Genomic DNA, 20,014 nt, shown 5'->3' with positions numbered 1-20,014 from the left:
ACACCCAGCAGATCTTCTCATCGTAAATATTCCGACGATGATGAAGCCACAGATTGTTACCTGTTATTCTTCTGAGTTTTGGGTAATGACACCACAAACGCCGTCCCCGGCGATAGATCGACAATATTAATAGTACCATGATGTTGCTCAACAATCCGCTGGCAAATGACTAATCCGAGTCCATGACCGTCGATTTTTGATGTATAATACGGTCGAAATAAAAAAGGACGAATTGTCTCATGAATTCCGGCGCCATTATCACTGACACGTAAAATTGCGTGATCGTCCCTGCTATCCACCCTGATAGCAATGTCTCCTCCACAGAGAATGGCATCGGCAGCATTATGAAGCAGGTTACGGATGACCTGGCGAATTTGTTTTTGATCACCATGAATTTCACAAGGTTCCCCATGAATCGTAAGAGAAATTTCTCGCCGGCTAAGAAAGACTTTGTACTCTTCCCCTACATCATGACACAATGCTGTTAAATCAAATGTTTCTAGGCGCGGGGTTCGGGAATAGCCGCTTAACATATCATCTAAACGCTCGGCGATACGCATCATCAGTTCGTCCATTTTTTCCCACATCGGATCGGCATATTTTTGAGATAACAGCTCTTGATATCCGGACAAAACCGTAAGCGGATTACGAATTTCATGAACGGCAGCTGCGACAATCAGGTCATCTTGGTGGTCATGCACCATGTGCGCCAAAAACGCCGCCATCAAATGGACCCACGAGATTTTTACTGGTTCACTAAAACCAAAACTGATAGGGCCTACATTGGTCTCTTCGCGGTAGACATACCCTGGTCCTTGATGTTCACCGTGCGTCCATTCTCCCCATCTAACAAAATTAATTGGAATACAGAACTGCCGACAAAGTCCCCAAAATGATTCGACCACCTGCTGTTGTGAACTCACGATTAATCCCATCTTCCTTTGTGTAATTGCGAACCCGTGACGAGGTGATGAGATGACACGAGATGAGTCTCTTGACGTATCACATCCTTTGATGATAATGACAGTAAATCCATCGTCAGTTTGCGATTCGGGGTTCTTTGAACTCCTCACACTTTTATCTTTTGAGAACCGTAAACGTTAAGGAGAGCTTTATGCCTGTTTTGGATATGTTTGCCGTGCAACCTTACATGGATCTCAGCGATTATGCCAATGTAAGCACATTTTACCACAAAATGGATCTTTTATTACAGAAGGTCTCTGTATTTAGACAGGATGATGTTCCTGCACTGGTAGTCTTTCCGGAAGACTTAGCCACTTTCTTAGTGCTTGCAGACAGCTTGCATCTCATCGAAGGAACAAAGACCATGTCCCAAGCCTTTTCTCGCATAGGCCAAAAACTGTGGCCGTCTTTATTGGGCACCATGTTCAGGTACCAAACCCTGTCATTACGCCAGGCATTTTTTCTTTTGAATGCCCCCAAAGTTTGGCGGATTTGGCATACGACCATGCGTGAGCTGGCCCGCCAGTACCACACCTATATTGTCGCGGGCAGCGCCTTATTGCCCATGAATGCCTATGGTGAGCAATCGGCAAGATTTCATCCGGCAAGCAAAAACATATTTAATCTGAGCATGACACTCAATCCTTTAGGCGAGGTGATTCATATCACCCGCAAAGTGAATTTAGTTCCCACTCAAGAAGATGTATTAGATCTCTCCCCGGGACCTTTAACCGAAGCTCTTGAACCGGTTTTGATCGAAGGAATTCCCTGTGCAACAGCCATTTGTTACGACGGCTTCCGCATTCCCCATACGAATTCAGAGCCCCAGTTTACCTCGCTCCTACCCTTAATGGATCAAGAAGGTGTACGCATTATTGCCCAACCCTCGGCGAACCCCTGGTGGTGGACAGAACCCTGGCCGTTTAATCCCCAGATGACTCGCCAACAGCAATGGACAAAGGAAGGGGCTTTTAGCCTGCTGGAAACCTTCGAGAATATTTCTGTGATTATCAATCCTCAAATGCTCTTTCGCGCTTTAGACATCCATTTCGATGGTCCCTCTGCCATCTATGGCCGGGTGGACGGGCGGGCCCAAATCCTGGCACAAAGTTCTTTCGTGGCTCCCGAACCCTCTTCCGAAGATATTGTGCATTTTCGCTGGCAGGATTGAATTGCCAAAATTTGTCTTTTAAGGTATGATATTCCTAGTACAAGGGGGAATATCCATGTCTATTCCACGCATCGCCATCTGCCAAATCGCTTATATGCGGGAGTTGGACAAGGCTCTGACACGGGCTGTGGAATGCATTCGCCAGGCGGCGAGCCGGGGAGCAGAGATTGTTGTGTTTCCAGAATGGTTTCTTGGATTAAATCCTGTAGAAGTCATTCCTAATCGATTTACCAATAATTTAAGTCTTATGGCTCGTGAACTTGGGCTCATGATCATCACTGGCAGTTTGAGGGTTCTAGATAACGAATCCGTGAAAAAACAACAAAAAGGGCTCGTTATCGAACAAGATGGAACGATTGTGGGCACGCAAGCCAAAATAATCTTTCACCCCACAGAACGGCCTTGGTTTGAGCCAGGATCGGGTATTTCCGTCATTCATACCCGTTTTGGGCGTCTCGTGATTTTACTCGGTTTAGACGCCTTAGACGGCGACTTATGGGATAACGCTCGCAGTTATCAACCCGATATGGTGGTGATGGCGACAAGTCCCCGCAATGTTGCAGAGCGCAACCAGCTACAAGAATTAGCCATCCGTCATAGTTTGGATATTCAAGGCACGGTCATGGTATCCCCATTACTCGGGCGTTTTGCGGGGCAAAATTATATTGGTGGCGCGGTGATTTCGCATAAAGGGCGCCTTCTCAGCATGGCGGGCGAAGAACCCACCTTATTATTAACCGAGGACCCCCAAGCTCCCTTAATCCAGCTAGGCGTAACCGATGTTTCGTATTATATTCCCCTCACTTCCGCCCCCCCGGGCCTTGCCTGCCACCCCAAACGCGCCATTGAGCCGGAGGCCGAGAAAAAACTTTTGCTGGACTGGGGCGCTCTAATGACCCATGAACCTTCGCATATTGGCCAGCAATTATTGCATGTGGCCCAAGACAATCCCCGTTGGCTGGCTTTAGCTCCGGGCATCCCGGGTCAGAGTGGGGAACTAGAGTCTCTTCTCGAACAGGGAGCTGCCGGAACCTACCTTTATCCAGCACTTCATCATCATCTCCCCTATGATCCGGAAGTATTGGCTCTTACCCCCGTGATTTCCCGATTTAAACGGCCTGTTGTTATCCATACCGGACCTGGTCCCATGCCGCTTAGATGGGAATCGCCCATTTTTTGGGATGAGTTCCTACAAAAAATTCCCGATGTCCCCGTCATCATGGTACACGCAGGAACAATGTCACCCTTTTGGGACGAAGTCGTTATGTTAGCCAGCCGCTATCCCCAATTATATTTAGAAACTTCTTTGCTTTCTGTAGAGTTGTTACAACGCACTATTAGCCTTTTAGGTCCCAGTCGTCTCATTTTTGGCAGCGGCGGAGCGGAAAGTCATTTTTTGGAAGAATGGCAAAAACTTGAGTCGCTCAAACCTTTAGTCTCGGCGATAGAATGGGCAGAGCTCTCGGGTCAGCGCGCTAAAAAATTGTTTTTCGATGCCGCCAATGCCGTGAGTCAAAACAAATTAACCGTGATCAGACGGCAAGGATAATATCCTCTCTCGCGGCCACGAACATATTTTTCCACAGACTTATCAACATTTGTCCACAGTGGTGTGGATATTCTTGCGGATTCTTAGTCATGGCCGCGGTATGATCACCTTATCAACACACGACATTCTCTAGTTCTAAATAGCTAGACTCAACGAATCATTCTTTACTGTCCGAAGGCTCCTCTATTTTTAACCGTCAAAAAGTTGCGGTATAATACTCCTGTAAGGAGGATTCCAAATGGAGGAGCCGGTCCTAGATAAAGTTCCGGTCGTCGATTTGCGGGGACAGATGTTATCACCGTGCAGTTGGGCAAAAGCGGAGCAAAATCTTCGTGATGGTTTAGCGCGCTTCATCGACGGTGTTCTCCATCTTAATTACCGTCCTCTCGCTTACCGGAAAATTTACCGGTTAGTTCGCCAACGTGATGGATTTACGTGTGCATGGTGTCACGGTCCCGGATCCACTTTGGAACATGTTCTCCCTATTTCCTGGGGTGGTCGAACCACCTTGGATAATTGTGTGATTGCATGCCGGTCTTGCAATCATTCCCGTAACAATGCTCTACCTTCACAATTCATTGCCTGGACAGGTTTTAAACCTACTCATCCAGTGATATTGAAAATTTTGCGCAATGAATCTGAGGCCCTGTTAAAAGCCAAAGTGTCTTTAAGTTCCCGCCCTATCCAATCTTGTGCGAGTAAAGAGGAAGCGCAGATCTGGGTATCGTTTCGGCAAGGTGTCTTTGACACCGCAAGACCCAAGCCCCCTCAAGAACCCTTGAGCCGGTTTCATCCTGATCCCCGGCCCTTTTTACAATTCTTCGTGCCCTAAGGACCTTAAAGGTCTATCGTCTATCCTGGTTGCCAACTTCCTAGAACCGCTTGGGCGAGATTTTGTTGGGATTTTGGCACGTGGATTTTAATGGCTTGGGTTTGGTTATGCCCTGTCCAGACAGCATAATAGGTAAAATGATTCGCCTCATTGATTTGCCATTCATGAATATGCGGGCCGACCTTGGGCAATTTTTTGGCGGCAGGCGGCAGGTCTTGTGACGGAAATGCCTTCAAAAACCACAAGCCATCTTGCGGATGCCCTTGTTCTAGGTAGGCTTGTCCATGATCCGTTTGATGCCACGTTGCCGGAATGGTTAAACTTTGTCCCTGATCATGCACTACTTGCCAACTGCCACTTTGTGTGCCAATCCAGATCGCTCCAATGACAACAATCCCGAACACTGCAGCACTGGCGCTGATTATCGTCATCTTTTTCATCAGTCAGTCACGGTGGAACATCCTCATCACACAAAACGGGGACAAACACCGCATCCTCCTCTCATTTTTGCCGGTCCCTCACACCGCCTTCATGTTTCCTCTCCTCAAGAGGATCTCTTAAATCGTTACCATGGTCATGATAGCACGTTCCCAAAACGGACGAAAACCCAAAAACCGGCAAGAGATACCACGACCCTACGGATGGAGCGAATAGTCCAAGACATCTCCCCACCAAAAAACGGATGAATGGGAAGTATGAGCCAAGTTCCACATGCATGAAAATAGCGATTAAAAAAACAGTAAAAATTAGTCGGATTCGCGGATAGGCACAAGATATCACTGCGTACTAAGATAAAAAATTGGACACGTTATCCTTAAGATTTCGTGTCCGCTGATCATGTCCAAATGATTGTGACAATAAGATATGGGAGTGATGACACTGCAAACGCATTTAAAAAAGGAATTATCATTGCTTGATTTAACTATGGCTTCCTTAGGTGCGATTATCGGCTCAGGATGGCTTTTGGCGTCGCAGAGTGCGGCCCAAGGGGCGGGACCTTCTGCCGTGTTAAGTTGGCTTATTGCGGGTCTTGTCGTCATGCTATTAGGTTTGGTCTATGCGGAATTAGGTAGCTTTTTGCCCGAAGCGGGAGCGATAGCCCGCTATCCCCAATATTCCCATGGTCCCTTAGCCAGTTTCATTATCGGCTGGGCCGCGTTCGTGGCCTACTCGGCATTACCTGCCGTGGAATCCGAAGCGGTTGTGACCTATGCTCAAAGTTATATTCCCGCATTTAAAGGTGCTCACGGGACAATTTCTTTACTGGGGCTCATGACGGCGGCAGGTCTGATGATCGTGTTTTACACGATTAACTATTTTGGCGTCCGGACCTTTGCCCGGGTTAACACACCCTTAACTTTACTGAAATTTTTCATGCCATCGTTAACAATTGTGCTCTTCTTTATTTTTGGCTTTCACGCCCGCAACTTCCATGTTGATGGATTTATGCCCGGCGGAAGTGCCGGCATGATGAAAGTCGTGTCGACTGCAGGTGTCGTCTTTTCATATCTTGGATTTCGCCAGGCCGTCGATTTAAGCGGAGAAGCCAAAAATCCAGGACGGGACGTGCCTTTGGCCGTGGTCTTGTCGCTCATTATTGGTATTGCTTTATATACCCTGTTGCAGGTGGTATTTATCGGTGCAGTGCCCTCATCACTACTCGCACACGGTTGGCAAAGCCTGTCCTACAGCGCTCCTTTTGCCCAATTGGCTCTCACCTTAAATTTGGCTTGGTTTGGCGTGTTAATTTTTGCTGACGCCATCATCTCTCCCTTAGGCACAGGCAATGTTTATATGGCCACGACTCCTAGAGTACTCTATGCCTTGGCTCAAAATCGTCATGTTCCCAAAATTTTTCGGAAAGTGGATCCATTAACCGGCGTACCCGTCTCGGCATTAACGGCGGGACTCATTGTCGGCATTATTTTTCTCGCGCCCTTCCCCGCCTGGCAGGCATTGGTTGCGGTCGCATCATCGGCCGCCGTCTTAACCTATATTACCGGCCCGGTATCAGCCGCGGTATTTCGGCGCACAGCCCTCCACGAGAACCGTCCGGTACGCCTTGGCTCCTTAGGTCTCATTGCTCCTTTAGCCTTTATCGGAGGATCATTAATTATTTATTGGACGGGTTGGAACACCAATGCCCCCTTATTAGGGATCATTTTGGCCGGCCTGATTCTTTACCTGTTAGCTGGATTCACCGCTCCCCAAGAAATTGCCCGGCCGGATAAACAATCGGTTAAATCGGCTACTTGGCTCATTGTCTTCTTATTGTTTATGCTCATCATGTCTTATATCGGATCCGGTATTTTCGGTTCACCGGCGAATCACGGAAAAGGCATCATTCCCTATCCATGGGATCTCGTCGTCGTCGCCGTTTTTTCTCTCGCCTTTTATTACTGGGGAGTAAAAAGCGGCTATCACACAAAGGACCTTGCCGACCGGCTACAGGAGTCTTCCTCTTCCAGAAGAGAACAAGAAAATCACTCATCACCTGTGCCCCATGCTCGTCCTCATCGCCAATAAGAAGACAAACGGGCCTTAAGAAAAAGCTTAAGGCCCGTTTGATTTTTGTGCCATTGATCTGTTTAGGACAGCCGCATCAATCCCGGAGCCAAAAAGTAATACAAGAGTCCAACCACAATTAGCCACGCTAACACCACTAACGTCCAGCCCAAATTATGGCGAATCACAGCGCCTTCGCTTCTGACATACTGACTGGTCGACACGCCGACACTGGCTGTTTGTGGCGCTATCGGCTTGCCAACTTCAGCTCCCACAGAATTCAACGAAGGAAGCAGCAAAATGGGAAATCCAAGCAGTTTGCCGACTAAGGTTTGCATCACGCCAAACATCGCATTCGTTGAGGTGTTGCTCCCTGACAGCGCCACTCCAATCCATCCCAAAATGGGCGCTAACAAGATAAAGGCTGGACCGATTCGACTAAAGGCATAAGCTAGAGAAGCCGCCATTCCCGAAAAGTTAAAAACATCCGCTAAGCCGAAGATAAAGATTCCGACGACAATAGCTCCCCACATCTGATATAGCGTTTTTTGAAAGATTTGTTTCAACATGGAGGCTTTAGGCCGCACAAAGAGCAAGATGACGAGCCACGAAGCCAAAATCGAAGTGCCCCCAACAAACGGGGTAAAGCTAAATTCGACATCTGTCACCTTGTGAGAAATCGAAGAAATTCCGGTCACTTTTAACAGCAGCCAGCTAATTTTCGGTAAAGGCGACCAGGGACCCGTCCATAAAACCACCACGACAATTAAGACAATAAACGGCATCCACGCACGCCACACCTCGTTGGCACTGAGCTTGGGTAAATCGGGACCTGCTGCGGCCACTTCATCGAGTTCGACACCGCCATAGCCCAAAATATGACGCGGACGCCACACCCGCAAGAAAAGCAGCAAGGCCCCGAAGGAAACGAGCGATCCGGTAATGTCGGGAAGATAAGGGCCGACCCACTGCGATACAGGAAATTGTCCCAAAATATAGGATAAGGATCCCACAACTGCAAGAGGCCATCCGTCGCGCAAACCTTTTTTGCCGGTGACTAAATAAATCAAGAGCCATGGGGGCAGAAGAGCTAATACGGCCACGATTTTACCAACAGAAGCTGACAAGCTTAACAAGGGCAGGCCAGTGACTGCGGCTAGCGCGATGATCGGTACTCCTAATGCGCCGTAAGACACCGGCGCATTGTTGGCAATGGCGGCTACTCGGATAGCATCTAATTCGACAATGCCAAATCCGATCAGAATCGGCGCCATGACTGCCCAGGGATAACCAAATCCGACCAATCCCTCAAGCAGCGCTCCCAAGGACCACGCTAACAAAATGGTTTGAACCCGGATATCGGCTGTAGCTTGACTAATGAGCCATGTTTTGAAGGTATCAAATATGCCCGTTAAGGTGAGCGTATTGAAAATCACCACACCCCACAAGGTAATCCAATCAATATCCCAAAATCCGGTGAGACTCCCCAAAAAATAGGCATGAAGTCCTGTGACGAACGGCATTTTCCATACCCCAACTGCCATGGCGAGGGTTACAACGGATCCAATGATGACAGACAACCAGGCTGTAATGCGAAAACCGGCCAATAAGCTGAGAAGCACGGCAAAAGGAATTAACGCAAATATCGCGGTCAAAGCGACATGATGCGCGGGATTTAAGATTTGATGAAACACCATTGTGCCTCCTCGTATCATGATCCAAGTGATTCATGCGCTAGGAATAAAGCCGTAAAGAGAGAATTTAGACGATACCGATTGTTCTCAATTTTGTGTAGCTGATGAAAGAGGGTCTCCCCTCTTTCAGCGTCCTGCCTTCAATAGCTTTTCATAGGCGGGTTGTGTCAAAAAGTCTATCCACTGGGGGGACAAGGCGACTTCACGAAAGAGCTCCACCGCTTGAGGTAGGTACTCCCACTGCTCTCCCCATTCCTGCATCCCCTGTTGAATGATTCTATCGACCGTCTCATGGGTCAGAGGACTATGATGATCTAAAGAGACCCCGTGTTGAATCCAGTGCCACACCTGCGCCCTGGAAATTTCCGCTGTGGCCGCATCCTCCATGAGGTTATAAAGTCCTACGGCCCCATTACCAGCGAACCACGAGGCGAGGTACTGAATACCGACAGCCACGTTATTAACCAGCCCTTCTTCGGTTCGCTGTCCTTCTGGTACGCTAAAGTCTAACAAGTCCTGGGCATTCACCTGCACATCATCCCGTAACCGGTGCCTTTGGTTTCTCTCCTCGCCAAGTGCTTGGTTGAAGACCTCCATCGCCACTGGCACTAAATCGGGATGCGCCACCCAGGTGCCGTCATAGCCATCATGAGCTTCACGCTCCTTGTCTTCGCGCACCTTGGCTAAGGCGACTTGGTTAATTTCGGGATGACGCCGGCTGGGAATAAAAGCGGCCATTCCCCCAATGGCATAAGCCCCATGACGATGGCAAGTCTTGACCAAAAGTTCCGTATAGGCCCGCATAAAGGGAACTGTCATGGTGATCGATTGGCGATCGGCAGCCAAGACATTGCTTAGATGGCGAAATTTTTTTATGATGCTAAAAAGATAATCCCACCGTCCCGCATTGAGGCCCACGACATGATCTTTTAGCGCCCACAAAATTTCCTCCATCTCAAAAGCCGCTAAGATGGTTTCAATCAGGACTGTCGCCTTGATCGTTCCCGGCGCCAAGCCTAAACGCTTCTCGGTCCAATCAAAAACATCATTCCATAATTGTGCTTCTTCCATATTTTCTAACTTCGGCAGGTAAAAATAAGGGCCGCTTCCCTGGGCAACCAGACGGTGTCCATTGTGAAAGACATAGACTCCAAAATCAAAAAGCGATGCGGATATCCTTTGACCATCCACAAGCACATGAGCTTCGTCTAGATGCCAACCCCGGGGTCTGACAATCAAAGTTGCCAGATTGTCTTTTAATTGATAGTGGTCGCCTTTGGGCGAAGTATAAGTCAGGGTGCGTGATATCGCCCGGGTCAAGTTGATTTGGCCTTGAATCATGTTCTGCCACCATGGACTATTAGCGTCCTCAAAATCGGCCATATACACTTTAGCCCCAGAATTTAGGGCATTGATAATCATTTTGGCGTCTGTTGGGCCCGTGATTTCCACGCGCCGATCTAAAAGATCATGAGGAATATTTCCGACTTCCCAATTCCCTTGACGAATGTCTTCGGTGTCCTTGCGAAAATCCGGCCTTTCGCCCCTAAGAAGGTTTTCTTGAATGGATTGGCGTCGCTCGAGCAGCTTGCGGCGGCGCTCTTCAAATTGGGCATGCAGTTCACTTAAGAAGATTAATGTGTCGTCTGTCAGAAGTTGGTCCCTTCCCGGTACATCCGGACCGTTAATGATCACTGCCATGGAATTTCCCTCCATCAAAGGCCTTGGCACAATGCTATAATGATGAACCATTCGTATATTAATAACACCAAAAGAGGTTCATCTAGTTATTTTGGGCGAAATGCCAAGAGGTTGAGGTCAGAGGAAGGAGAACGGCAATCAATTCCCAAGTTACTTGGGGAAAATAATAACGCGGGTCACCAGTACCAATCGCCCCGCGCTGATTAAATCTGTATGAAGACCTTTTTTGCAACAAACGGTGATAGGTAAGGCGCTATGCTTTAGATGCCAGAGCCGATTCGGAAATCTTTTTTATCAATTTCAGTAAGATGCGCTGTTCATCCACAGACAGCGCTTGAAGATGATCGTGCCAGATCTTGCGGCGAATACCCCGCAATTCTTCCACCATCTGTTCGCCTTTCGGGGTTAAAGATAGTAAATGGCGACGGTGATCATCGGTATCTTGTTCTTGTTGAAGATATCCTTGATGGCGTAGCCGCCGAATGACGGACGAGGTCGCGGGCCGGCCCACTCCCATCTTATCAGCCAAATCGGAAGCACTCATCTGACCATGCCGGGATACAATCATGAGCACGCGCACCTCAGCTCCATTGAGCGAGGAAAAAGATGCCTGAGCACGCCATCGCCAGCCTGTGCGGATAAACCGTTCGACTTCAATGACAAGCTCATCTAAAATGTCTGGTTCGGCCAATAGCTGCCTCCTTGTTTGTCGTCGCGTTTGACATGTTCTTGTATTCTTCTCTTCGTATTATGCCATATTCCTGATTTCCGCTCATGATTATCTCTCAGAACGATGCAGGTAAAGAAATGACAAACTGGGAAACACCCATATTTCTTAGAAAATATCATCGTGACAGACTCAGCCGAAATACGTCGTAGCTATCTACCGTATCATTTTTTGTCGGAAAGCGAAAGATCTTGAGGGAAAAATCTTCGGTCTTGTAGTCCTTATTGACCTGGGTAATGGTTAACCCCGGTACTGCATCAGATTCACGCCATTCTCTTAGAAAATAGTTCACTCTATGAACTTTTTCAGCAATTCTTCAGAGACAAGCAACATCTTAGAAACACTTCTTGGGTTTACTATATAGGGGCGAAGAACCGAACCCCACAAGTTGCTGAGGAGTGTGACACTGTATGATGAAATCCATCACAATTCTAGCCGCTGGCCTTTTAGTCGCGGGAGGCGCTTCCGCCGCGGGTGTTCTTCATGGAGGAACGCCTAATGGCTCAACGCTTCAAAACATTGAGCTGTCGGCTAATGCTAAGGCTCCCGCGTCAAATAGTCAGGGGCATTTTTGGCATCGCAGGAAAGACGCTTTTGCTGGCCGCTTCATGATGCTTGACGCAGCCAAGGCGCTCAACATCTCACCGCACACGCTCAAAACCGACCTCAAAGCCGGGGAAAGTCTTGCCACCATTGCCGACAATCATGGCTCGTCGGCAGCTGCTCTAGAAAATATCCTGCTCACCGATGCCAAAGCCCGGATTAATCTGGCGGTATCCAAGGGCAGAATATCTCAAACCCAAGCCAACAAAATCGAGGCGCATCTTAGCACCCGGATTGATCACATGGTCACTCACTCCGGCCTGCCGATGCCGGGAGCATGGAACCATAAACCTCGCCATTTCGGCTTGATGGGCCCTGTCCTCCCCACCGTGGCCAAAGATCTGAACCTTTCGCCAAGCACTGTAAGAGCCGACCTCAAAGCCGGGCAAAGTCTTGCCACCATTGCTCAGGATCATGGCTCGTCGGCAGCTGCTCTAGAAAATACCCTGCTCACCGATGCCAAAGCCCGGATTAATCTGGCGGTATCCAAGGGCAGAATATCTCAGACCCAAGCCAACAAAATCGAGGCGCATCTTAGCACCCGGATTGAACACATGGTCACTCACTCCGGCCTGCCGATGCCGGGAGCATGGAACCATAAACCTCGCCATTTCGGCTTGATGGGCCCTGTCCTCCCCACCGTGGCCAAAGATCTGAACCTCTCGCCAAGCACTGTAAGAGCCGACCTCAAAGCCGGGGAGAGTCTCGCCACCATTGCCGCAAATCATGGCTCGTCGGCAACAGCTTTAGAAAATACCCTGCTCACCGATGCCAAAGCCCGGATTAATCTGGCGGTATCCAAGGGCAGAATATCTCAGACCCAAGCCAACAAAATCGAGGCGCACCTTAGCACCCGGATTGATCAGATGGTCACTCACTCCGGTCTGCCGATGCGTGGAATGTGGCATCACCACAGCTTCCACAAATAAAAAAAATGCCTCACAACAAGCCATGCCCAGTTTTCGATCCCGCCGTGGCTTGTTTTCTTCAGTCCTAGTACTTGCTTAGCCGAAGGACCTGTGCTTCATGGCCACGAAAACTTGAAGATGCCTGGCACCATATCATAGTGCCAGGCATGCTATATCCGTCAGTGGTCTTACATGCTTTCGGGAACCGAAATCCCTAAATACCCGAGTCCTGAAGAGATCACAATCAATGTTGCTTCGCTTAGGGCAATCCGGGCCATACTGAGTGCAGGATCCTCTTCCAAGATGCGGTGTTGACGGTAGAAAGAATGAAAGGCTGCCGCTAATTCCGTCAAATATTTCGGCAGGTACTGCGGTGCTCGATCGATCGCCGCCCGTTTAAGAATATCTGGAAACCGTGCCAATACAAATAAGAGACGACGCTCTAAAGGAGCTGATAACAAACCAGGATTCCAGGTAAATGGTTCTTGATGGCTTTGCCGCCACTGGCGAAGCACACTATGAATCCGGGCTGCAGCATATTGAATATAATAGACCGGATTTTCATTGCTCTTCAATTCCGCCAGACCTAAATCAAAGTCCATCGGCGTATTCGGGGCGCGCTCTAAAAAGAAATATCGCGCGGGGTCCACTCCCACTTCTTCAATGAGATCTTCCAAGGTCACAAATTGACCACCCCGTTTGGACATGCGCACCACTTGATTGTCGCGAACCAGGCGGACCAGCTGGATAATCATGATTTCGAGATGGTCTTGAGGGAATCCCAACGCCTGAACCAAAGCCCGCATTCGGCCAATATACCCATGGTGGTCAGGACCTAACAAATCAATAACCCAGTCATAGCCCCGTTCAAATTTTTGCGCATGGTACGCGGCATCGGGAACAAAATACGTATAACTGCCATCGGACTTTACTAAGACCCGATCTTTGTCGTCACCAAACTGCGTAGAAACAAACCATTTAGCCCCGTCTTCTTCTTTAACAAAGCCTAACGACTCAAGCCGGGTGACAATAGCTTCGGGGGCTTTTTGATCACGCAGATCCTTTTCATAAGTCCAGTGTTCAAATTCTACGCCAAAGTTCCTCAAGATATTTTCTTGGATTTGCCGCAAATAATTGGCGCCAAATTGACCAAGCTCCTCATACACCGATTCACTGGGTTCGGGTACACTAAAACCGGGGTGAGCGTCAAGAAATTTCTGCGCCACCTCAATGACGTACTCTCCTGGATAGACGCCCTCCGGCCATGATGGGATAACTTCACCGTAAAGCTGTTTAATGCGCAAGTAAATGGCCTGTCCCAGTTTCAAAATTTGATTGCCCGCATTGTTCACATAAAATTCGCGGTCGGCACGAAACCCATTGGCATTCAAGATCCGGGCCAAGCTATCGCCAACAGCTGCTGCCCGCCCGCTGACAATCACCAAGGGCCCAGTGGGATTCGCTGAGACAAATTCAATGAGGACCCGCTGACCCTGCCCCCAGTCGCTGTGTCCATAATCGGACCCTTGCACGCGAATATCATTGACCACTTGCGCTAACCACTCGGTAGACAGGGTAAAGTTTAAGAAACCGGGCCCTGCAGCCTCCACTTCAGTCACCAGATCTCGCAGATCAGACGCCAGCTTTGCTGCCATGTCTTGTGCCAAAAGACGCGGGGCTTTTTTGGCCTCTTTGGCAATCCTTAAACAGATGTTTGATGTTAAGTCGCCATGCCCTTCCTCAGTCGGCACATCCACTTCTACTCGGTTTTTCAGAGCTTCTAGCCCTTGTTGTTGGAGCCACGCCGTAATCGCCCGAGCAATCTGCTCGCGCGCGTTATCCAAACGGGATGTCACGAGTCCTTCCCCCCTGTCAGCCTATTGCCAATAATGCTTCCCGGACTAATTTGGCGGCTAACACAGCCGAACGCTGGGACAAATCATAAGCGGGCATCGTTTCCACTAAGTCCATGCTCACAACATGAAGGCCTTTGAGCAATCGAACCGCTTCAAGTGCCTCGCGCGAGGAAATCCCGCCGGGTTCTGGCGTGCCCGTTCCGGGCATAAATGCGGGATCAATCACGTCAATGTCTATAGTGACATAGACAGGGCGACCCTGCAACTCAGGCAGGACATGCTTTAGGGGATCTAACACTTCATGCGGATACAAATGTCCAAATTCCCGGGCAAATTGCACTTCATCGCGAGTCCCCGAGCGGATGCCGAATTGGTATAGATTTCCTGGTTTGATCCACTCACAGATGCGCCGCATTACCGTAGCATGGGACAATGTTTCTCCCATATAGTCCTGGCGAAGATCCGCATGGGCGTCAAAATGCACAATCACCAAATCCGGATAGCGCTTGACTAAAGCCTGAACCAGGGGAAGACTGACTAAATGCTCCCCTCCCAAAGCAAAAAACCTTTTGTCTGCGGAAATCACCGACCACGCCGCTTGGTGGATCCGTTCCAGGCTTTCTGTCACATTCCCAAAAGGCAGTTCCACTTCTCCCGCATCATGGACCTTGATTGCTTCCAAATCCCGATCTTGGGCTAAAGAGTATGTCTCAATGGCATAAGATGCTTCCCGAACCCGGGAGGGGCCAAAGCGAGATCCCGGCTGAAAGGAAACGGTAAAGTCCATGGGGATCCCAAAATAAATCCAATCAGCCTCATCCCATTGACTATACATACCAAGAAATGTGTCGGTTTTGCTAAATAACGTCGTCACCGGATGAGGTCCTCCACAAAACGGGGCAACTGAAAACAACTGGTTTGAATTTCAGGGGTCCAATAACGGGTCTTAAACGACGCCTGTCTGGGCGCTTGTAAGGGTTTTTTGGAACCCAACGTAAAGCTCCATAGGCCTGAGGGATACGTGGGAATACTGGCCAAATAAAGACGAGCCACAGGAAATGCTTTAGAAACCCCGGCCATGACCCGTTGAATTATATCAGGCTCTAAGAAGGGCGATTCCGATTGAGCGACCATAATCCCATCAGGACCCAATGCGTCATAGATACTTTGATAGAATTCAGGAACAAATAGCCCCTCAGCGGGTCCCACCGGATCGGTTGAATCCACCATAATCACATCATAATCCCGAGCTTGTTTCATCCAGGCAATGCCATCAGTGAAATGTACGTGGGCCCGCTCATCGTCCAGCGCCTCAGAAATTTCGGGTAAAAACCGTTTGCTGGCTTCGACGACTTTTTCATCGATTTCAATGAGATGCGCCTCTTCAACACTCGGATGTTTCAAAATTTCTCGGATGGCACCGCCATCCCCGCCCCCTACCACCGCCACTTTCTTGGGATTGGGATGAAGAAGAAGGGGAACATGGGTAATCATTTCATGATAGACAAACTCGTCGACAATGGTGGTTTGAATGGCCCCATCTAAGACCAGCATGCGGCCATATGCCTCGGTTTGCAACACCGCTAATTCCTGGTACGGGGTCTTTTCATGCCATAACACATCCTCAATGCGGAGCCCTAGGCTCACATTACGGGTTTGAAGCTCAGTAAACCACGTATTCATCACTCATCGTCCTGCCTTTCCCAACGCCAGTCACGGACTGGTGGTCTCACCAAAATTGTTCCGTTCCCCTTAGTACCACAATGCGACGGCGGCAAATGCACAACCAATTGATTGCACCTGGTGTTCTTTTGCTCGCACTATGACGCGTTTGAGTTCTCTTTGCCGTTGCCGAAACGCTGCACGCACCATTTCCGTGACGGTCTCTTCGGCTTCTTGCTGCCCACAACGCCCAGAAAATTCCATGATAACGCCATATTCATCCTGTTCGCCAATTCCCACCGCAACCGCTGCCGAAATTGTCTCGCCAGCAATCTCCGATGTAATGGTGCCGTAAGCTGTCGGCATTAATTGCCCCGGAATAATCTCCAAGTGGGGCACTTCAATAGCATTGGGGGGAAGAATCGAACTGACACGGATCAAGTTGACATTCCCAATACCTGCAGCTAACAATGCATTGTCAAACGCGTTTAAGCGACTGGGTCCTTCAGCCGACCCTGCAATTAACGTAAATTTCTTCGGCGTGTCTAGCACCAGTGTGCCTCCTTATGCGGACAAATTTCCTTGCAAATTATAACAAACGCCGTCAAGAATACAATGTTTCTGACCGCATTGGGCAAATAAACCGTAAATTCTCGTTGGAATGGTGCTGACAATCACATTGTGGCCGTTTAGCATCTTTTCATGCACATTTATGCGTGTTTACGCTATGCCACTATACTCTTCCCTCCATTTAATGGATCAAATGTTTTTTCTGCGTCCAGCAATACTAACCAGGGATATTGGGCTCTTCGGTCAAAAGAAGCTGTCAGGAGGATGATGATGGAAAGCAGGCGGAATCGGCAAAGACACCGTCCTTCAATAGTGAAACGAATCCAACAGAAAATCATCAATATCGCGGCCCTTGTGAGTCTCCCAGCCCTCGTCATTGGCGCCACAGTTCTGGTGTTGCCGGTGGCCTGGTTGGCCTTGCCCGTCCCTGAACTGCCTGCCGATACGATGATTTATGACCAGCATGGGCAACTCGTATCGGTGCTCTACGGCCAAGAAAACCGTATGCCGGTGCCCTATCAAAGCATTCCTCCAACTATGCAAAATGCTCTCGTGGCCATTGAAGACGACACGTACTGGATTGAACCCGCAATCGATCCCGTTGGCATTGTTCGAGCAGCCATCGTCGATATTACCAATGGTCAAATTCTTCAAGGCGGAAGTACGATTACGCAACAACTGGCCAAAAATTTATATTTAAGTAACCAACGCACCTTCTCGAGAAAATTCAAGGAATTATTGATCACACTCAAGCTATCAACAATGTTTGATAAGCGCCAAATTCTCACTATGTATCTTAATGACGTCTATTTCGGTGAAGGAGCTTACGGAGTCGAAGCAGCATCTGAGACTTATTTTGGTCATTCCGTAAAATCACTGACATTGCCAGAATCCGCTTTGCTGGCCGGTTTGGTCAATGCCCCTACCTATTATGATCCCTATATTCATCCTGACGCCGCGCTGGCTCGGCGTAATCTCGTGCTGAAACAAATGGCTAAACTCCACTACATTACGCTTGAGCAGGCCGCTTTAGCCGAACAAGCCCCGTTAAACTTGTGCCGTTCAACACCGATTGGCGACCGGGCGCCTTACTTTACCAAATTTATTGCCGACGAATTGATGAGCCTTTCCCCCAAAATTGGACGCCACCTCTACGACGGCGGTTACCGAGTAACCACCACCATGAATTGGCACATGCAACAAGCCGCGCAAAATGCCGTAGCCTGGTATATGCCAAGTACCACGGATGTGAACGGCGTGCCAGAACCAGAAGTCGGACTTGTCGCCATGAATCCCCAAAACGGCTATGTCGAAGCGTTAGTCGGCGGGGATGATTTTGCTAAAACCTCGCTCGACCGGGCGACGAAAGCCGCTCGCCAACCGGGATCCACCATGAAATATTTTTTATATACCACGGTCATTAACGACGGATATCCCACATCCTCAGTCAAAGATTCCGCCCCCGTGCGTTTCCCGGCTGGCCACGGCAAATGGTATGTCCCCCACAACTTTGGGCATGTGTATAACGGCCCCTTAACCATACGCCGGGCCATTGCCTATTCCGACAATATTGTTGCTGTTAAATGGATGAACACCGTAGGTCCAGAAGCCATGATTCATATGGCCCATGAAATGGGCATTGAGAGCCCTTTGGCAGACAATCTAACCACAGCGCTTGGATCGTCTTCTGTCACGCCTTATGAAATGGCGCGAGGGGTCAGCACCTTAGCTAATGGCGGTAGCCGTGTCAGGCCTTTTGGTATCCTCAAAGTTGTAAATCAAAATGGGCAGGTTGTCTTTCAGGATCACCCGCATTTGACCCGGGTCTTAAGTCCCCAGGTGGCTTATGTTGTCACGAATTTGTTCACAGCCCCGTTATTAAATCCCAAAGGCACCGCGCATGATCTCCACTCAATTATTAACCGGCCCGCCGCAGCAAAAACCGGGACCTCCTCACAACAACGTGATGCCTGGTTGGTCGGTTATACACCCCAGCTCGCTTGCGCCGTCTGGGTGGGCAATGACAATGATTCCCCTTTAGGTCTTACCGGTGATTTGGGCGCTGGTCCCATTTGGGCGCATTTTATGCGCATGGCCCTATCCAACCAACCCAAGTTAACATTTAAACAACCGCCAGGCATCGTCTGGAAATCGGTATGTCTCAGAACAGGCTTGTTGGCCAACGGCTGTTGTACATCCTACCGCGAAGTGTTCATCAAAGGACATACACCGACCCAAATCAGTCCCGGCTGTTCCGGGGATTCTTCTAGCGGGGCCAATGCCAAATCCCGGAAGAAGAATTCCCAACACCAAGGGGCCTCTTCGCAAAGTGAACAATTGCTTAAGCAAATTTTGAAATCCTTAACACCTTAAATAAAGAATTGACCTTCAATCACCGGGGAAACGCGCCCTCCCACTTCCAGGGAACCTAAGGACAGAGCGTTAAGACGAATATGAATTTCCGAAGGACGCCCCATATCTTGCCCTTGTTCCACAATATAGCGGCGAATAGCGGTTTCTCCCGCACTCTGCAGTAAATATGTTCCGAGACCTGCTGCTGCCGATCCCGTCGCGGGATCTTCACCTTCCTGGCTAAAATACCTAGCCCGGTAATGTCCTGCGCCCACCATAGCCAGAATGTACAGACCTTGAACATCTAAATCTTTTTGAAGAGCTTTTATGCGTGGGAATTGCGCATCAAGTTCTGGCAAGATATGAGGATTGTTCACAAAAACAATCAATTGATCTAATCCGGTCCCGCAGGCTGCCGGGGGCATCATGTCATTCAAAAACAAATCATTAACCCCTAAAGCCGCCGCCAACCGGGTCGCATTCACAAGCAAACTGCGGACATGACCCTTGGGCGGAATCATCCACACCCACTGTTGATCATCTTGAAAACACGATGTATCTCCTGCGTGAGTGGTTTGAATTCCTTGGCCATTTAAGAGTCCTTTGGCTTTTAACACAAAATATGTGCCTAATGTCGGATGACCCGCAAAGGGCAGTTCTTCATAGGGCGTAAAAATCCGGATTCGGTAATGACCTTCGTGGTCTGGTTTGGTGGTTACAAACACAATTTCCGATAAATTCATTTCTCGGGCAATGCCTTGCATCGTGTGAACGTCCAGGGAACCGGGAACATCATAAAATACCGCTAGAGGATTTCCCCCTAAAGCACGACTCGTAAACACGTCCACCTGCATAAAAGGCAATTGTCGTTTCGGCACGAATATTCTCCTTCGTCATTTTTGCTCGGGATCTCACTAGGGC

The 20,014-nt window shown here is 49.0% G+C and carries 16 protein-coding genes; 6 read left to right on the top strand and 10 right to left on the bottom strand.

The features are described 5' to 3' along the window. Positions 1 to 56: 56 nt before the first annotated feature. Complete coding sequence (locus AOA63_RS12550; protein ID WP_171822713.1) at positions 57 to 923, bottom strand: sensor histidine kinase; 867 nt, start codon at positions 921 to 923, stop codon at positions 57 to 59. A 191-nt stretch (positions 924 to 1,114) separates the two neighbouring features. On the opposite strand from AOA63_RS12550, the gene AOA63_RS12545 reads away from it, so the two are divergent. From AOA63_RS12545 to AOA63_RS12535, 3 genes are all read left to right on the top strand, one after another. After that, positions 1,115 to 2,134 (top strand): hypothetical protein, encoded by a 1,020-nt coding sequence (locus AOA63_RS12545; protein ID WP_053960016.1) that lies wholly within the window; start codon positions 1,115 to 1,117, stop codon positions 2,132 to 2,134. Between the two features lie 55 nt (positions 2,135 to 2,189). Next, positions 2,190 to 3,683 (top strand): nitrilase-related carbon-nitrogen hydrolase, encoded by a 1,494-nt coding sequence (locus tag AOA63_RS12540; protein ID WP_053960015.1) that lies wholly within the window; start codon positions 2,190 to 2,192, stop codon positions 3,681 to 3,683. 238 nt (positions 3,684 to 3,921) lie between these two features. Continuing rightward, on the top strand, positions 3,922 to 4,515 hold the full coding sequence (locus tag AOA63_RS12535) for an HNH endonuclease (protein ID WP_053960014.1): 594 nt from the start codon (positions 3,922 to 3,924) through the stop codon (positions 4,513 to 4,515). A gap of 20 nt (positions 4,516 to 4,535) precedes the next feature. Here the strand turns inward: AOA63_RS12535 and AOA63_RS12530 are convergent, their stop codons facing one another. Beyond that, a complete protein-coding gene (locus AOA63_RS12530) occupies positions 4,536 to 4,946 on the bottom strand; it encodes a hypothetical protein (protein WP_139061597.1) in 411 nt (136 codons plus the stop codon). Between the two features lie 442 nt (positions 4,947 to 5,388). On the opposite strand from AOA63_RS12530, the gene AOA63_RS12525 reads away from it, so the two are divergent. After that, positions 5,389 to 7,041 carry an APC family permease gene (locus AOA63_RS12525; RefSeq protein WP_053960012.1) on the top strand — a complete coding sequence of 551 codons (1,653 nt, stop codon included), beginning with the start codon at positions 5,389 to 5,391 and terminating at the stop codon, positions 7,039 to 7,041. A 62-nt stretch (positions 7,042 to 7,103) separates the two neighbouring features. On the opposite strand, the gene AOA63_RS12520 is transcribed toward AOA63_RS12525, so the two are convergent. The 3 genes from AOA63_RS12520 to AOA63_RS12510 form a co-directional block, all read right to left on the bottom strand. Continuing rightward, on the bottom strand, positions 7,104 to 8,717 hold the full coding sequence (locus AOA63_RS12520; protein WP_242848333.1) for an L-lactate permease: 1,614 nt from the start codon (positions 8,715 to 8,717) through the stop codon (positions 7,104 to 7,106). A gap of 123 nt (positions 8,718 to 8,840) precedes the next feature. Further along, on the bottom strand, positions 8,841 to 10,415 hold the full coding sequence (aceB, locus tag AOA63_RS12515) for a malate synthase A (RefSeq protein WP_053960010.1): 1,575 nt from the start codon (positions 10,413 to 10,415) through the stop codon (positions 8,841 to 8,843). 253 nt (positions 10,416 to 10,668) lie between these two features. Further along, positions 10,669 to 11,106 carry a MarR family winged helix-turn-helix transcriptional regulator gene (locus AOA63_RS12510; protein WP_053960009.1) on the bottom strand — a complete coding sequence of 146 codons (438 nt, stop codon included), beginning with the start codon at positions 11,104 to 11,106 and terminating at the stop codon, positions 10,669 to 10,671. Positions 11,107 to 11,552: 446 nt separating this feature from the next. On the opposite strand from AOA63_RS12510, the gene AOA63_RS12505 reads away from it, so the two are divergent. Beyond that, entirely contained in the window at positions 11,553 to 12,674 is a 1,122-nt protein-coding gene (locus tag AOA63_RS12505) for a hypothetical protein (protein ID WP_053960008.1), read from the top strand. Positions 12,675 to 12,841: 167 nt separating this feature from the next. On the opposite strand, the gene argS is transcribed toward AOA63_RS12505, so the two are convergent. The 4 genes from argS to AOA63_RS12485 all read right to left on the bottom strand — a co-directional run bounded on the left by argS (position 12,842) and on the right by AOA63_RS12485 (position 16,723). Next, positions 12,842 to 14,509 carry an arginine--tRNA ligase gene (gene argS / locus AOA63_RS12500; protein WP_053960007.1) on the bottom strand — a complete coding sequence of 556 codons (1,668 nt, stop codon included), beginning with the start codon at positions 14,507 to 14,509 and terminating at the stop codon, positions 12,842 to 12,844. Between the two features lie 16 nt (positions 14,510 to 14,525). Continuing rightward, positions 14,526 to 15,383 carry an agmatinase gene (speB, locus tag AOA63_RS12495; protein ID WP_242848332.1) on the bottom strand — a complete coding sequence of 286 codons (858 nt, stop codon included), beginning with the start codon at positions 15,381 to 15,383 and terminating at the stop codon, positions 14,526 to 14,528. Beyond that, complete coding sequence (gene speE, locus AOA63_RS12490; RefSeq protein WP_053960006.1) at positions 15,380 to 16,192, bottom strand: polyamine aminopropyltransferase; 813 nt, start codon at positions 16,190 to 16,192, stop codon at positions 15,380 to 15,382. Before speE ends, speB begins: the two co-directional genes overlap by 4 nt. Positions 16,193 to 16,261: 69 nt before the next feature. After that, entirely contained in the window at positions 16,262 to 16,723 is a 462-nt protein-coding gene (locus AOA63_RS12485) for a pyruvoyl-dependent arginine decarboxylase (protein ID WP_020375487.1), read from the bottom strand. 330 nt (positions 16,724 to 17,053) lie between these two features. On the opposite strand from AOA63_RS12485, the gene AOA63_RS12480 reads away from it, so the two are divergent. Next, entirely contained in the window at positions 17,054 to 19,114 is a 2,061-nt protein-coding gene (locus tag AOA63_RS12480; RefSeq protein ID WP_242848331.1) for a transglycosylase domain-containing protein, read from the top strand. Here the strand turns inward: AOA63_RS12480 and AOA63_RS12475 are convergent. Then, positions 19,111 to 19,971, bottom strand: coding sequence for a PhzF family phenazine biosynthesis protein (locus AOA63_RS12475; protein WP_053960004.1), 861 nt, complete (start codon positions 19,969 to 19,971; stop codon positions 19,111 to 19,113). The genes AOA63_RS12480 and AOA63_RS12475 overlap by 4 nt on opposite strands. Positions 19,972 to 20,014: the final 43 nt, after the last annotated feature.

Source organism: Sulfobacillus thermosulfidooxidans, assembly GCF_001280565.1.
GTDB classification, from domain to species: Bacteria; Bacillota; Sulfobacillia; order Sulfobacillales; family Sulfobacillaceae; genus Sulfobacillus; species Sulfobacillus thermosulfidooxidans_A.
Note: the sequence above shows the minus strand (reverse complement) of the source record. Positions and strands in the feature narration are given on the sequence as shown.